Here is a 14,800-nt window from a genome sequence, read left to right on the forward strand (position 1 = left end):
GATCTACACTATCCTCTTCGTCGGCAGCGTCAGATGTGTATAAGAGACAGCGGCTGGAGCATGAAACTGGCGACCTGGCTGGCGCAGGCGGCGCTGCCCTGTGCGCTCATCGTGCTGGGCGCCAATCTCTCCGGCTACCGGCTGCGTCCCAGCGCTCATGCCGTCGGCATCGCCGCCGCCAAGCTGGTGTTGATGCCGTTACTGGTGCTGCTGACCTGTCTGCTGTTCCACATTGACGGCATCCCGCGCGGCGTACTGGTGCTGATGGCCGCGAATCCTTCCGGCGTCAACGTGCTCGGCTTTGCCCGCACGCAGGAGGATATCCAGATCGGCAGCTCCGCGATTTGCCTCACGACCTTGCTGTCGATGGCGACATTGCCGCTGTGGATGTGGGTAGCTAGTCTGGGGTGAGCCGTCATGACACGCTCAGTGAACGGAAGACAATACGGTTGAAAACGCAGACGCGGCGAACCACCATCATCGCGGAGACCGCAGACGCAGAGAAAATGAAGGGTATGAAGGAACGGCGGGCCTGACGACGGACATCCGCAGGGCGACGACGCTTTTTGCCGCCGCCCTAAATCCGTGCCGTCACAAAAGGCATCGACGTATGCACGCTACGCGCGCCGCGAGTTCATTAGCGGATGGGTTGAAGACCCAGATTTTCACGCAGGGTCGCGTGTTCATACGCTTCTCTGAACAAACCGCGTCGACGCAGTTCCGGGATCACTAACTCAACGAACAGATCCAGCTGTTCCGGCACCACGGCGGGCATGATGTTGAAGCCGTCCGCTCCGCCCTGCTCCAGCCACTGCTGAAAATCATCGGCAATATCCTCCGCCGTTCCGACGATCACGCGGTGACCGCGCGATCCCGCCGCAATGGCCGCCAGTTCGCGCAGGGTCAGATTGTCGCGTTTGGCGAGATCCGTCAGCAGTTTGACGCGGCTTTGGTTGCCCTCGCCCAGCGGCGCCTCCGGCACCGGTCCATCCAGCGGATAGTCGCTGAGATCGATGCCGAACCGCGCCGACAGCTGGCGCAGGCCGTTATCAATATCCACCAGCGCGTTAAGCTGCTGCCAGGTCGCCTTCGCCTCTTCGCGCGTACGCCCGATAATCGGCATCACCCCCGGCAGGATCAGCACCCGATCCGGATCCCGCCCCGCCTCAGCCACCAGGGCTTTCTGGCTCCGGTAAAACGCCTGCGCCTCTTCCAGCGAGGCCGAGGCGGTAAACACGACTTCCGCCGTGGCCGCCGCCATTTTCTGACCGTCGGCGGACGATCCGGCTTCGATAATCACCGGGCGTACCTGAGGCGAGCGGGTGATGTTCAGCGGTCCCTGTACCTGAAAGTGTTTACCGCGATGATGGATAGATCGAATTTTGTCGTCAGCGAAGTAGCGCCCGCTCTGTTTGTCCGGATCGACCGCCCCCTCCTGCCACGCGTCCCAGAGCTGAAAAGCGACCTCAAGAAACTCATGCGCACGTTCATAGCGGTCGGCGTGGACCGGCATGTTCTCCTCACTGAAATTTTTCGCCACGTCGTCGGAATAGGAAGTGACTACGTTCCACGCCACGCGGCCGCGGCTGATATGGTCAAGAGACGAAAAGCTGCGGGCGAGCGTGAACGGATCGCTGAAGGTCGTCGATGCGGTGGCCGCCAGGCCGATGTGCCGGGTGGAAACCGCCAACGCCGCCAGCAGCGTTAACGGCTCCAGCCGCGCCATCGTAGAAGGCAGACAGTGAATGGACGTCGCCAGCGCGTCGCCGACGAAAAACATATCGAACGTGCCCTCTTCGGCTTTTTGGGCAATGCGAATCAACCAGTCGATATCCGTCGGCGAACCTAATGTCTCGCTGATGCGCCAGCCGCTAACGTGATGACCCAGCGGCTGTACGAACAAGCCGAGACGCAGTTGGCGAACGGTGGAAGAGTGCGGCATAACGCCTCCTTGGGCGGTGGTGAATCTTCAGTATAAAAAGCGCACGACAACGCGCGCCTGTCGAATAATGGCATCAGCAGAATAAGCGGAGCCGCGGTGATCTGATAGGTTTCCTGCACATCGCCCCGACACGGTTTGGGGTCAGCGCTCACACTCACCCTCTTCGCGTCCTCGTTAGTGCTGACATCAAAGCACCGTGGACAGAAATTCGGTCACACGGGCGTTGGTGTTGTCTTCCAGCACCTCACGGGTCGGGCCAGACAGGATGATGCGGCCCTCATCCATAAAGACGATATGATCCGCCACTTCGCGGGCAAAGCCGATTTCGTGGGTGACGATCACCATCGTGATGCCGGAGTGCGCCAGCTGCTTGATCACCTGCAATACCTCTCCCACCAGCTCGGGATCCAGCGCGGACGTCGGTTCGTCGAACAGCATTACCTCCGGATCCATCGCCAGCGCTCGCGCGATCGCCACGCGCTGTTGCTGACCGCCGGAGAGCTGCGAGGGCCAGTCGTTCTCCCGTCCCGCCAGCCCGACCTGTTGCAAGAGGCGTTGAGCTTTCTCCGTCGCCTGTGCCCGCGACAGCTTTTTCACCTTTTGAGGCGCATCCGCTATGTTCTGCAGCACGGTACGATGTAAAAACAGGTTGAACTGCTGAAATACCATGCCGATGCGGCTACGCTGCCGAGCGGTCTTGCGGTCACGCATCTCAAACAGGGCGTTCCCCTTCCGCTCATAGCCCACCAGCTGACCACCGATGAGGATCATTCCGTCGTCCAGTTTCTCCAGATGATTAATACAGCGCAGCAGCGTCGACTTACCCGCGCCCGACGGGCCGAGGATCGCCGTGACCGATCCTGCCGCTATCGTCAGATCGACGCCGTCCAGGATCGTCTTGCCGGAAAGACGTTTGGTGACGCGGCGAATTTCGATCGCTTCAGCCATGGATCGTCCTCCTTGCCCATACGATCAGCGCCGGCAGCTTCGCGGCGGCCCGCGTTGACGTTGCCGTCTTCCCGAATCCCCGGCTGAAATGGCGCTCCACGTAATATTGCCCTACGGACAGCAGCGAGGTCAGCAGGAGATACCACAGCGTCGCCACCAGCAGCAGCGGGATCACCTCGTAAGTGCGCTGGTAAATGATCTGCGCGGAGTAAAGTACGTCCTGCAAAGCGATAACGGACACCACAGCGGTGGTCTTGAGCTGGCCAATGACCTCGTTGCCCGCAGGCGGCAGGATGGCCCGCATCGCCTGAGGCAACACGGTGAAGCGGAAGATTTGCCCGCGGGTATAACCCAGCGCGCGGGCGGCCTCCCGCTGTCCGGAGCCGACGCTTTGTATCCCGGCACGAATAATTTCGGCGGCATAGGCGGACTGGTGCATGACCAACGCAATCACCGCCGCCCCGAACGGCGTGATCAGCTCATTGGCGGGCACGCGCCAAACCTCACCGAGACCCGGTACGGAGAAAGAGATCGTCGGATATAACGCGGCAATGTTGTACCAGAGAAACAGCTGCACCAACATCGGCACCCCACGGAAAAACCAGGTGTAGAAGCCGCTGACCGCCGTCAGCACCGGATTGGACGACAGCCGCATCAACGCGAGCACCGTGCCGCCCGCGAAGCCGAGCGCGACAGACATCACCGTGAGTTGCAGCGTCATCATGACGCCTTGCAGGATCGACGCGTCGGTGAAGTTAGCCGCGACGATAGCCCACTCAAAACGCGGATTATTGAACACGGAATGCAGCAGACCAGCCATCAGCAGCAGAACGCCCAGCGCACTCAGCCAGCGTCCATAATAGCGTTTGCCGACGATGCGCAGGCCTGCGGCGGGGTCAGTAACGGGAGTCTGCGCCATTAAAAGATCTCTGCATTGCGTTTCGATTGCGTTACCGCCCCATAGCCGATTGACCAGCGTTCGAGGATCTGCCGATAGGTGCCGTCAGCGATCAGGGAATTGAGCGCCGCCTGCACGGCCTCTTCCAGCGGCGAGCCTTTTGGGAATGCCACCGACACCGGCGCGTCGTTCACCGTAATCTGTCCGCTCATCGTCAGGCCTTTTACCTGCTTGATCTGCCAGCTCAGCCCTTCATAAGGACCGAAGAACATCTGGGTCCGTCCGCTGACCACCGCCTGAACGCCGGAGGGACGATCCGGGAAAACGGCGATATTGATCGGCGGCTTTCCCTGCGTTTCGCAGGCTTTGCTCGCCTCGGTCAAACGCATCAACTGCGTCGTGCCTGCGCCCGCGCCAATCTGTTTACCACACGCCTCGGTCAATTGGGTAAACGGGGCGATGTTGGCGTCTTGACGGGAAATAACGCCCAGTCGGGAAGCGTCGAAGTAGCTGACAAAATCAACCTGATCCAGCCGCTTAAGCGTCGCGTTGATGTTCGAGAGCGCCACGTCGTAACGCCCGGACTTCAAACCCGGAATGATGTTGTCGAAACCACCGGTATCGCGCCACTGCACTTTGACGCCCAGTCGATCGGCCACGGCAGTGAAAATATCGATCTCCCTGCCCGCCAGCGTTTTATTGTCTTCTTGATAAAAGGTGGTCGGCGGGGTATTGGGATTGGTGCCAGCGATGATGTAGCCACGTTGCTGGATAGTCTCAGGCAATTTGGCGGTTAAAACCGGATCGGCCTGCGTCTTGAAATGGCGCTCGGCGGGCACGTTCAGTTCCGCCGCCTGCGCCAACGAAGTCATGACGGCCAGTGCGCCCACCATCCACGTCCGCGCCAGAGAATAGAAGTTCTTCATGTTGGATTTGCCCTGTGATGTTCAATAGAAAGCTATCACCGCCCCGCGTCGAGGCGTCATTGTGTTTTGTCGTTAACGGTTAGATTGCCGTGCGATTGTCGCGCCACCATCCCCAGTAATCGGGATTAACGGCATGGATTCATTGTGGGTAAGCGGGGATCGACAGGGAAGCAACAAAACCGGATAAGCTATTGAGATAAATACCTATGACGCGAGTGTCGACACGGGGGGTGAAAGCGCCGCCTAACATGCTGTGAGAGGGGTTTTCTTCCCGCTCAGGTTCGCGGTTCCCCACCCTATGTGACACGCGATGATGGAGCCGATTTTCACGCTGCAAGCAGGCGAAAAGTTCGAGCGCAAAACAATAGCGCTAATCCAGCATTCATGTTTTCATACCCATCCTGACCTTTTTTTACCTTCTATTACATGCCACTTACACTATGGATGGGTGGTCTACGTCTGGGGATCAGAGTTTGAAAGTGAAGCATTTACGGAAAGCCACCATTCTCGCCATGATTGTCTCCCTAACTTCCAGCTGTTCCAGCATGCACAATATGGGTCAATCCTACGGAACCGCCATTGGCTGCGTCGGCGGGGCGGCATTGGGCGGCGGGTTGACCTATCTTGTCACCCGCAACGCGGAAAAAGCCGTAGCTGGCGGCATTATCGGTGGCATCGCCGGCTGCGCGCTCGGCAATGTCTGGCAGAACCGCGAAAGAGCGCTGGCAGAAATTGCCGCCGATGAAAAAATCTCGATCCATACGGAAACGCTGAAAACCGATCCGTCATCCGGCAGTGACACGGTGGGGATCGTCGCGCAGGTGGAAGACAGCGCCATGTTCCCGACGGGAAGCGCCGAGTTGACGCCTGACGGGCTGCGTCAGGTGAAAAAGATCGCCGCGGCGATGAAGAGCGGAGACGGCAACGATGCCGGACTGCTTCTGGTCGTGGGCCACACTGACGCCACCGGCAGCGCCCGCCTGAATCAGCGGTTATCCGAGCAACGGGCGCGCAACGTCGGACGCATCCTCGAGCAGTCAGGCATCAGCGCCAACCGCCTGTATTTTCAGGGGGCAGGGTCGTCACGGCCCATCGCGGACAACGAAACAGACCAAGGCCGCGCCGCTAACCGCCGGGTTGAACTGGTCGGGCTCGCAAGCGAAGCCCTGCTGAAACAACGTTTGCAGCAGGAAGGCAATAACCCCCGTTACCTGGAACACGGCACCGCCAGCACGGCGAGCGCCGTCGCGAAGCGTCCATCGGCCAACACTAAGACCACTTCCCGCAAGGCAGAACCTGCCGTATCCATCCCTTCGACGCCATCAACCACTGCGGCGGCCAGCCCTCGGCCCGCGAAAACGATCGAGAGCAAAAATTACGTCGATTTCGGCGGCGATGCGGTCAACGCCAGCCTGCCGAGTCTCGCGGCCAATCTTAAACCTCAGCATCGCGGCTTCAGCCTGATCGGCGAAGCTCACGCCAGCGTCATCGCCAAAAGCTGTATCGCCGACACGGTACGCGTCAGCGGCGAAGCCCGGAATCTAGCCAGCGGCAAACCGGTCGACGTCCATGAAACGCGGGAATATCTGCCGGGCATGAACGGACGCGCCTGGGCCGGGCTGGTGAACGGCCATCTGGTCACACTGTCTCCGGTGCGCGTATTGCGGGAAAACGTCAGCGTGACGGAAGATCCCAAAGTCTACATCACGCGTAACTATATGAATAACAACCGCAAAGCCGATGCGCCGCTGAAAGCGGTCGCGAACGCGTGGGAAGGTGAAGACAACATTCTCTATCGCGTTTACCTCCAGGACGGGCAGCAGCAAAACCTGTCCTGCATCGACCTGCTGGTGGCGAAAGACAAACCTAAAAGTCAGCAGGGGCAACTGTTCTACTTTGGTAACGGCGACAACAAAGAATATATGGCGGCCTACACGCCAGCACGCAGCTAATTTAAGGATAATGATATGGAATTATTTCAAACTATCGCCGAGGCCATCGCGACCTATCGCTACATTTTCTGGCCCCTGTTTGGGCTGATGGCATTAACGCTGGTGGTGATCCGCTGGTGGAACAACGTGAGCTACTTTTTCCTTAATCTGGCCGCCAGTTTTCCACTGATCGGCCATATCGCTCGCCTGTCGCGCAGCCATGAACCCCGCAGACCCGGCACCGGTAAGAAAGAGTGGTATCCGTCGGAAGAAGCCCTGTGCGCCAAATATTACGCCTATCACCAAACCACCAGCCGCGACGCGAGCTTTTACCGTCGCTGCGTCGATTACCTCGATAAAGTCGAGGAGCGCGGACGCAAACCCACCGGCATCGTTTTGTGGCTGTGCAGTATCGCGCTGGTGATTCTGGAAGCCTTTATTTTCGCACTGGTGCTATCCCCCTTCATCGCCAACAACATCTCCGCCAATCAGGCTGAGTTTTCCGCGCTGGTCATCTCAGTCCTGATCGGGGTGATTCTGGTGCCGGCCACCCATCTGATGGGGGCGGAACTGCACAAAAACACGCTGCTGAAAAAAATCCGCTACTGGCACTCCGAAGCGCGCCATAACGGCACCGCCAAAGACCTGATGACCAGCCACCGGATCACGCTGGAAAATAGCCGCGACGACGATAACGAACCGAACTACATCCAGATCCTGAACCGCATTAATCACAGCGTTCAGGTCAAGCCGCAATACTGGTCCACCTTCGTCGCGCTGATCCTGATTACCACGTTCGCATTTGGCGCCTACTTTATTCGCGCCGCCACCCTCAATGCGATGGATACCCAGGCCGTCAACGCCTCGCCGTTTAGCCAGAGCAGCGCAGAAAGCGGCGGTTCGCCGTTCGAGCTGCCTGCGGCGGCGGTCGAGGATAACCATGCTGCGGATAAACAGGCCGTCGCCGAAGTCGCCAGCAATCGCGTTTTCGCCTCGAAGCTGACCTTCATCATCCTCTCCGTGATTTTTGTGGGCGTGCAGCTGATCGGGATCCTCATCGGGATCTTCCGCTCGTTCGCGGGCATTGACTCCGCCAAAGCCGCCAAATACATCGGTAATTTCAGCGGTTCGGATGAGTTCGCCGCCTATCATGCCGCGCGCCGCGAACGCGTAGAGCGCGATGCGCAGCAGAAGCTCGCCACGTTGCAAAACCGACTGATGATGCAACGGCAAAACGGCCGCAGCGAACCGCTGTCCCAGATGCTGACCTTTGACGACTACGTGCGCGGCAAGCAATCAGATCGCGAAAACAACCAGCACCATCAGAGCCATGAGCCAGCCCCGACAACAACGCCGCAGGCTGCGCCGGTCGTCGCTTCTCCGGCTCCGGAAACCGCCAGTCCGGTCGCGACCGCAACGCCTGACTCGTCGCCTGCGGCACCTGCCGCCGCCGAGCGCGATGACACCGCACAGATTGAATCCCTCGGCGATCTGACCGCGCTGAGCGCAGAAGAGCTGGCGCAGGTATCGAAGGCTCTGGGACTCTCTCTGGATGCGCTGGCGAGCCGCCAACGTGTACAGGCGATTCTCAACAAAGCGCACGCCTAACAGAGAAGAGGAAGCTGCCATGAAACATTGCCTTGCCCTGCTGCTGTTGGGGATCAGCACGGCGGTCGCCGCCGCGCCGCGTAACGATATCCCCAGCTGCTATGACTATGCGCATATGCCGCAGTATCGCCCGGCGGAAACCGGCCGGGAACTGGTCATCATTGTCGACCAAACGGTCACGGTGCCGCTCGAACTGAAGAAATCCACCTGGAATCAGGTGCTGCGTTTCGTGCAGCCGGGCGACCACGTCATGCTGTATCAATTCTCGGCGCTGCTGCAAGACAACTACATGAAGCGGGTATTCGACGGACGGCTGGAAATGCCGTTCACCGATCAGAAGACCCGCAACGGTATCGGCATGGACAGCCTCAAATCGCTGGACGGTTGTCTGGTTCAACAACAGCAGTTCTTCGCCAAGACTCTGGGCGGACACATGGCCGCGAGCTTCGCCGATAGTCAAACCCGCATCGCCAAAAGCGAAATTCTCGATAGCCTGAAGCACATCGCCAGCGATCTGCAGCACAGTCCGTCTTCACAGATCACGGTTTTGCTGATCTCGGACATGCTGGAAAACAGCGATTTCGATAGCTTTTATCGCCAGCAGGCTATCCGTGAACTTTCGCCGAAGGATGAGCTGCAGCGTGTCACGCGGCAAGGGCTGCTGGCGGACTTCGGCGGCGCCAACGTGTACGTCGCGGGCGCCGGCCTGATCGACATCAATGCCAAAAACAGCTATCGCTCGGGGAAAGTGTTACAGCAGTTGAAAGCCTTCTGGCAGGCCTATTTTGAGGCATCGAATGCCAAACTGATGGGCTTTGGCACGCCGGAACTGACGGTGGATCTGCGTTAATCGTCGCCTGGAAGTACGGCGGGGGCGCTCCCCCTGCCGTCTTCTCTCCTTCCCCGTCGCGGTATCATTTATCCCGATGATAAATTATGCTTTTCACTACCGCTTTCTCGTCGCTCCCCTTAACCACTAAAAAACGCTATGACGCCATCTTCCGATACCGCAGTAAAAACCCCGGCCGGTTCCGCTTCGGTGGCCGCCGTATTACGCTCCCCTTCCGCGCTCACCCGTGAATGTCTGGCAGGGGTCATCACCGCCCTCGCGCTGATCCCCGAGGTGATCTCGTTTTCCGTCATTGCAGGCGTGGATCCCAAGGTGAGCCTGATCGCCTCCGTGGTACTGTGCCTCACGCTTTCCGTGCTGGGCGGCCGTCCTGCGATGGTGACCGCCGCCGCCGGTTCGGTCGCGCTGGTCATCGGCCCGATGGTGCATGCCCACGGCGTGGGTTATATCCTGCCCGCCGTCATTCTGGCGGGTATCATTCAGATTGTGTTCGGTCTCGTCGGCCTGTCGCGCATGATGCGTTATATTCCGCGCTCGGTGATGCTCGGCTTCGTCAACGCGCTCGGGATACTGATCTTTGCCGCGCAGGTGCCGCACGTGCTGGGGCAGTCGCCTGCCGTTTGGCTGCTGTTCGCGGCGACGATCGCGATTGTCGTCTTGCTGCCTTATCTGCTCAAAAGCGTGCCGTCGCCGCTGATTGCGATAGTGGTCATCACCCCCATCGCGCTGCTGGCCGGGCTGCATGTCCCGACCGTCGGCGATGCGGGACCGATGCAGGCCGGACTGCCGGGGTTCACCCAGCTGACGAAGCCGCTGAATCTGGAAACGCTGTCCATCATCTGGCCGACGGCGCTCAGCGTGGCGTTTGTCGGGCTGATGGAATCACTGCTGACCGCCAAAATGGTGGACGACATCACCGATACGCACTCCAGCAAACAGCGCGAGTGCTGGGGGCTGGGCGTCGGCAATATCCTGGCGGGCTTTTACGGCGGAATTGCTGGCTGTGCGATGATCGGTCAGACGGTCGTCAACGTGGAGATGGGCAAAGCCCGGAGCCGGATTTCCACCGTTGCGGCGGGGCTGGTCCTGTTGATTCTCGTGACCGGCTTAAGCCACATCATGGCGCAAATCCCGATGGTGGTGCTGGCCGGTATCATGATGATCGTCGCGTTAAAAACGGTGAACTGGCACAGTTTGCAGCCCGCAACGCTGCGGCGGATGCCGCTGTCTGAAACCCTGATTATGGTCGTCACCGTGATTGCCACCGTGTGGACCGGCAATCTGGCGATTGGCGTAGCGGGCGGCGTGATCTTCGCCATTCTGCTGTTCGCCCGGCGCGTCGCCCATGTGATTGATGCCGAGCGGGAAGTCAGCGCAGATGGGAAGTCGGTGTGTTACCGCGTGAAAGGCCCGCTGTTTTTCGGCAGCAGCAACGATCTGTTCGAGCATTTCCAGTATGCCGAAGATCCACAGCAGGTCACCATCGACCTCACCCTCGCCCAGATCTGGGACGCCTCCAGCGTGGCCGCGCTGGACGCCATCGAAAACCGCTATCTGCGCTACAACACCCGCGTGTCGATTGTCGGACTGGACGCCCACAGCACGCACATGCATCAGCGTCTGTCAGGCCATCTGTAAGCGACGCTAACGTGTCAGGGAGCATGGCGTTGATGCGCCTGCTCCAGCGCATGCCTGACATTCTCCAGACAGTGATTCTTTTCGCCGTATTTCTCCTGAATACGGCGGCACTGCTTACGCATGTTTTCGTCAGTCATCACGCGGGCCAAATCGTCGGAAAACTTCTCCGGCAAACGGCTTTTGGCCTGAATCCCGCAGCCAAGCTGTTCAACCCGGTAGGCATTATCAAACTGATCGAACGCGCTGGGGAAAATCAGCTGCGGAACGCCTTGATAGAAGCAGTGCGAGATGGTGCCGATGCCGCCGTGGTGTACTGCGGCCACGCAATGGCGAAGGCAGGACGCCAGATCGACCTCCTTTCTGACTAACACTCCCGGCCGCACCGGCACATCATCCGGATTCACCCCCACGACCAGACATTGCCGACGCTGCCGCGTCACTTCGGCGATCACGGCATTAAAGAAGTATTCGTCGAACTGCAGCGACCAACCCGGAGAGAACATCACCGTTTCACTTTCCAGAAAGCGGGCCAGCGCTTCATCAGCGGGCGCGTCCTGCGCTTCAAACAATGGCAGTCCCACGAGGTTGGCATTACGCGGCCAGTCAGGCTGCGGATGGGCGAACCATTCGGGAAACAGGCAGATCAGCCCGTCGGCGGACGTGTGAACCCACCGGGACAGGATCCGTTTGACGGGTGCCAGGCCCACGCGCGATCTCAGCGCGTTGACCTCGGCACAGAACCGTTTATCCAGCACCTTTTTTTCAAACAGGGAGACCATGCCTTTACGCAGCGTCATCGGGAGCTTATTCGCCAGCGCCAGCTTTCCATGCTGCGGCAGGTTGTAGCACGACAAAAACGTCGAGGGCCCCACGCGCACCGGGAGCGTGCAGCAGCCTTTCTGCTCTCCCAGCGTTTTGGCGGAAAAAGACCAGAGCGACGTGAGCAGCACCGAGGAGCTATCAATGACGCCCTCCAGCTGCTGGTACATCTCATCCTGCTGTTTCAGCATGTAGCGGCACAGGGTGTCTAAGGCCGTTTTTTTGTCCCACAGCGCTCTTGAATGCACCCCAGCGATATATTCCTGGGTTGAACCTACGCTAATAAAATTCAACCCGCGAGACTCAGCCAGACGTTTGAAATAAGGGTTGGTACACAGAAATACCTTATGGCCACGTCTGGCCATGTGCTCGCCAATCAAAATAAAAGGAAATACATCACCCGACGATCCAAGGGTCGCCAAAAACAAATTCATACGAACTCCTGCTGGTTAATAAAAATCTCTTCGAATATCGATTTCACCCCTAAAGAAGCAGCCTTACTCTCCAGATCAAGAAAGTGGCCGGCATCCTTCAGAGTATAGAATCGAGCATCATCGAGATATTTACCAAGATTTCTGACCTCCTTAGCCGTGGTGTATTCATCCTTTTCACCATTAATAAATACGACGGGAATTGATATCTTGCTAATAAATTTTTCATAGTCGTAATCCCTTAATGTCAGGATTTGATCAAGGTGAAAACAAGCTTGCCGATATTCATGTTCATCAAGATGAGCCACGTGATTAAAATTGGTCCTTTTAAATAATCTCGGCAGGTATTTTCCCACCTCGTTGTTCAACAGATTCGCTACCGCTTCGAACTCTTGCTGATAAACGTACTCACGGGCTTTGAGAATATAACGTTCCATTTTTTCATTGATCGTCATGGAGAACGCCGCGATCACAGCCATCTCAAGGATGTCATTGTTTTGTGAGGCGGCCATTAGCGCCCCAAGGCCGCCCCAGGAAACAGACATGATGATCTCAGGCCGATAACGCCTTATCAGGAAGTTGATAATATCCACTTCCTGTTCTTTCGTGATGATATCCAGAGAGTCATTTAACGGCTTGGATTTACCGGCAAAAGGGAAATCGAAAAGAATCGTATTCATCTTTCCTTTTAGGTGTTTTACCCAAATAAGAAATGAAGACGATGTGGCTAAAGCGCCATTTATAAAAATCGCCGTTTTCAGTTCCGGATTGTATATGTTTTTATCAACATGAATTTTATAACCCTTATAAGTTACGACTTCACTCTCAGATGCCATAGCTCTCTCCTCGCGATGTGTGCAAAATATGTCAATGAAATTATTGTTTTGAATAGGTAATGTAACGGTTATATTTTAATAATATACAATACTATTTTTAATTATGCGCAAGTCATGAAGAAATAATTTAAATACGACGCCATATAAAATTAGAACAATAAAAATAAATAATAAAAAATAAGTCATTTTTCAAAAAAATAAGGGAGCTAACTAACGTTGTTAATATTCAATCTGTTTTTCTATATATATCACTATTTTACTCAGCTAAATAAAACGGAATAAGCCTGTTATTTAAACAGGGGAAATAAAGGAATTAAGCCCTCCACACATATCATTTTCTTATACCTTGATCGCATACCTGTCGCAGGAGAACGTCTGGCCGTTCCGCGCAAAAAGAGAAGGCAGGAGACATTTTGACAGCACTGTCGGCGTCCGTGACAGTGACGACGACAACGGCATAACGTAACGCGGCTCAAACGAGAGATGACGACATGACGCCCTCCTCTTACCGCAGCACAATCGCAACGTCACATCACGCTGACGATGTCGTTCAAGAAGGGAGATGAGTCGAAGCGAAAGAGACGTTTTCCATAAAACATCGGGCATAGCATTGCCGTCAAAGGTTTACTAAAGAACGTTCGCCTTATATCGACATTTTTTTCGCGTGCTATAACGGCCAGACATTAAATAATCATGATAATAATTTGCATGCGATTTAATAAAGAAAATAACAGGGATAGCGTCGTTCTCAGGAGGGAATTTGAAAATTAAAAAGGGAAGATGATGATTAACATAAGAGAAATGTCGTCCCTGACAGTTTTGTTATTAGAGTTAGTTTTTTATTATTAAAATAGCCAGGCATATTCCTGATTTTTTAACTCGATGAATCAGTTGTAATTAATAACCATGGACTTCACTCCGGGTTCGAGCGTTGTCGTTTTCACATAACCAATATTCTGAGGTAAAATATTGGACTGCGATTGGTTATTTACCTGAATTACTTGGTTTTTCCCAGCGCGGAAGCAGCTAACCGCGATGTGCTGGGCATCTGGGACCACTTCACAAGGAGACTCAACAATCGCTCCCCTGAAATGAATAACGCCAGATTCAGCAAACGTTTTTGGCAAAACCATTATAAAGATAACGGGTAATACGATTTTGAAAAAAGAATGAATGTGTTTCATGGTACGTTCCCTATTTGTGTTGGCGAGTCTGTATAAACGGTTTTATTTAATAAAACTTTAGTGGGTAAATCAGTTATTTTTTGAATTGAGCCCAGATTTACACTCTGCTGACGCGAATAGGTTAAATTGGTAAATAATTATATTAATTCATTTCCACCCAACACGGCCTTTATCCCAAAAACCTATAAAAAATAGCACTTGAAAATACGATTAAATCTAGGGAGAAAATATTTAAAAACGAGAACACGATCGTATTTATTTTTAAAATAGCGACTCAGTTATAACAGCGGCAAACTGATAGAAGAAAAAGAAGCAATGCAACGTCACCCCCGTAGGTACGACGAAAAAGCCCGTGGTGACGATGCCCGCGTATTGGGCATGAAAGTGCCTGTATGAGGCGATTCATTGATTAACGGACGTTCTTCCTGGCCGGATACAGGTCATCACCGTTCAGCACGCCTGTATCGCTGTTTCTGGCAGGGGATTTGGCTGACCATAATGTCAGTCGCTTTTGCTCCATTATTCTTTTCAGCGCTCTGATATTTCCCCCCAATCCCTCCGTTCTGCATTTCATGGGGATTAACGGGTAAATGTGCCGATAGACGAGATATCGATCTTCGGCGTCAGCGATATCACTCAAAGCGTTAAAACACGCTCAAACGCGTTATAAGGCGAAAACAGGTGTTGTTCAATGCCAAAGCGGCGAGAGACAAAATGGAAGCCTCAGAGGCGCATTTTGTCGTTCAGAGGAGAAAGGTGGGATATTAGCTCAAGACTCGACGCGAGTTT

11 protein-coding genes are annotated in these 14,800 nt (G+C 55.5%); 4 read left to right on the forward strand and 7 right to left on the reverse strand.

Translation table 11 applies throughout. The annotated features are described in order from the left end of the window. Positions 1–637: 637 nt before the first annotated feature. The 4 genes from Q7O77_RS06335 to Q7O77_RS06350 all read right to left on the reverse strand — a co-directional run bounded on the left by Q7O77_RS06335 (position 638) and on the right by Q7O77_RS06350 (position 4,714). Positions 638–1,942 carry an LLM class flavin-dependent oxidoreductase gene (locus tag Q7O77_RS06335; protein WP_304164550.1) on the reverse strand — a complete coding sequence of 435 codons (1,305 nt, stop codon included), beginning with the start codon at positions 1,940–1,942 and terminating at the stop codon, positions 638–640. Between the two features lie 186 nt (positions 1,943–2,128). Next, on the reverse strand, positions 2,129–2,890 hold the full coding sequence (locus Q7O77_RS06340; protein WP_304164553.1) for an amino acid ABC transporter ATP-binding protein: 762 nt from the start codon (positions 2,888–2,890) through the stop codon (positions 2,129–2,131). Further along, positions 2,883–3,809, reverse strand: a complete 927-nt coding sequence (locus Q7O77_RS06345) for an amino acid ABC transporter permease (RefSeq protein WP_304164556.1) — start codon at positions 3,807–3,809, stop codon at positions 2,883–2,885. The genes Q7O77_RS06340 and Q7O77_RS06345 overlap by 8 nt, the downstream gene beginning before the upstream one ends. Beyond that, positions 3,809–4,714, reverse strand: a complete 906-nt coding sequence (locus tag Q7O77_RS06350) for an ABC transporter substrate-binding protein (protein ID WP_304164559.1) — start codon at positions 4,712–4,714, stop codon at positions 3,809–3,811. The genes Q7O77_RS06345 and Q7O77_RS06350 overlap by 1 nt, the downstream gene beginning before the upstream one ends. A 554-nt stretch (positions 4,715–5,268) precedes the next feature. Between Q7O77_RS06350 and Q7O77_RS06355 the strand changes: the two genes are divergently transcribed. The 4 genes from Q7O77_RS06355 (at position 5,269) to Q7O77_RS06370 (ending at position 10,741) form a co-directional block, all read left to right on the forward strand. Beyond that, a complete protein-coding gene (locus Q7O77_RS06355; protein WP_304164562.1) occupies positions 5,269–6,666 on the forward strand; it encodes an OmpA family protein in 1,398 nt (465 codons plus the stop codon). Between the two features lie 15 nt (positions 6,667–6,681). Then, the gene (locus Q7O77_RS06360) at positions 6,682–8,253 is read left to right on the forward strand and encodes a hypothetical protein (RefSeq protein ID WP_304164564.1); all 1,572 of its coding nucleotides are present in this window, start codon (positions 6,682–6,684) and stop codon (positions 8,251–8,253) included. A gap of 19 nt (positions 8,254–8,272) precedes the next feature. Further along, positions 8,273–9,103, forward strand: a complete 831-nt coding sequence (locus tag Q7O77_RS06365; RefSeq protein ID WP_304164566.1) for a hypothetical protein — start codon at positions 8,273–8,275, stop codon at positions 9,101–9,103. Between the two features lie 138 nt (positions 9,104–9,241). Then, positions 9,242–10,741, forward strand: coding sequence for a SulP family inorganic anion transporter (locus Q7O77_RS06370; RefSeq protein WP_304164568.1), 1,500 nt, complete (start codon positions 9,242–9,244; stop codon positions 10,739–10,741). Between the two features lie 14 nt (positions 10,742–10,755). Here Q7O77_RS06370 and Q7O77_RS06375 read toward each other — a convergent pair whose 3' ends face one another. From Q7O77_RS06375 to Q7O77_RS06385, 3 genes are all read right to left on the reverse strand, one after another. After that, entirely contained in the window at positions 10,756–11,994 is a 1,239-nt protein-coding gene (locus Q7O77_RS06375; protein WP_304164571.1) for a glycosyltransferase, read from the reverse strand. Beyond that, positions 11,991–12,827 carry an alpha/beta fold hydrolase gene (locus tag Q7O77_RS06380; protein ID WP_304164573.1) on the reverse strand — a complete coding sequence of 279 codons (837 nt, stop codon included), beginning with the start codon at positions 12,825–12,827 and terminating at the stop codon, positions 11,991–11,993. The genes Q7O77_RS06375 and Q7O77_RS06380 overlap by 4 nt, the downstream gene beginning before the upstream one ends. An 887-nt stretch (positions 12,828–13,714) precedes the next feature. Further along, entirely contained in the window at positions 13,715–14,011 is a 297-nt protein-coding gene (locus Q7O77_RS06385; protein WP_304164576.1) for a type 1 fimbrial protein, read from the reverse strand. Between the last annotated feature and the right edge of the window lie 789 nt (positions 14,012–14,800).

It is taken from the genome of Lonsdalea britannica (genome assembly GCF_946477055.1).
In the GTDB taxonomy this organism is placed as follows: Bacteria; Pseudomonadota; Gammaproteobacteria; order Enterobacterales; family Enterobacteriaceae; genus Lonsdalea; species Lonsdalea britannica_A.

Excerpts from the sequence above, each read along its gene's own strand:
- Q7O77_RS06335 (WP_304164550.1), bottom strand. The coding sequence starts at position 1,942 with ATGCCGCACTCTTCCACCGTTCGCCAACTGCGTCTCGGCTTGTTCGTA.
- Q7O77_RS06340 (WP_304164553.1), bottom strand. The coding sequence starts at position 2,890 with ATGGCTGAAGCGATCGAAATTCGCCGCGTCACCAAACGTCTTTCCGGC.
- Q7O77_RS06345 (WP_304164556.1), bottom strand. The coding sequence starts at position 3,809 with ATGGCGCAGACTCCCGTTACTGACCCCGCCGCAGGCCTGCGCATCGTC.
- Q7O77_RS06350 (WP_304164559.1), bottom strand. The coding sequence starts at position 4,714 with ATGAAGAACTTCTATTCTCTGGCGCGGACGTGGATGGTGGGCGCACTG.
- Q7O77_RS06355 (WP_304164562.1), top strand. The coding sequence starts at position 5,269 with ATGGGTCAATCCTACGGAACCGCCATTGGCTGCGTCGGCGGGGCGGCA.
- Q7O77_RS06360 (WP_304164564.1), top strand. The coding sequence starts at position 6,682 with ATGGAATTATTTCAAACTATCGCCGAGGCCATCGCGACCTATCGCTAC.
- Q7O77_RS06365 (WP_304164566.1), top strand. The coding sequence starts at position 8,273 with ATGAAACATTGCCTTGCCCTGCTGCTGTTGGGGATCAGCACGGCGGTC.
- Q7O77_RS06370 (WP_304164568.1), top strand. The coding sequence starts at position 9,242 with ATGACGCCATCTTCCGATACCGCAGTAAAAACCCCGGCCGGTTCCGCT.
- Q7O77_RS06375 (WP_304164571.1), bottom strand. The coding sequence starts at position 11,994 with ATGAATTTGTTTTTGGCGACCCTTGGATCGTCGGGTGATGTATTTCCT.
- Q7O77_RS06380 (WP_304164573.1), bottom strand. The coding sequence starts at position 12,827 with ATGGCATCTGAGAGTGAAGTCGTAACTTATAAGGGTTATAAAATTCAT.
- Q7O77_RS06385 (WP_304164576.1), bottom strand. The coding sequence starts at position 14,011 with ATGAAACACATTCATTCTTTTTTCAAAATCGTATTACCCGTTATCTTT.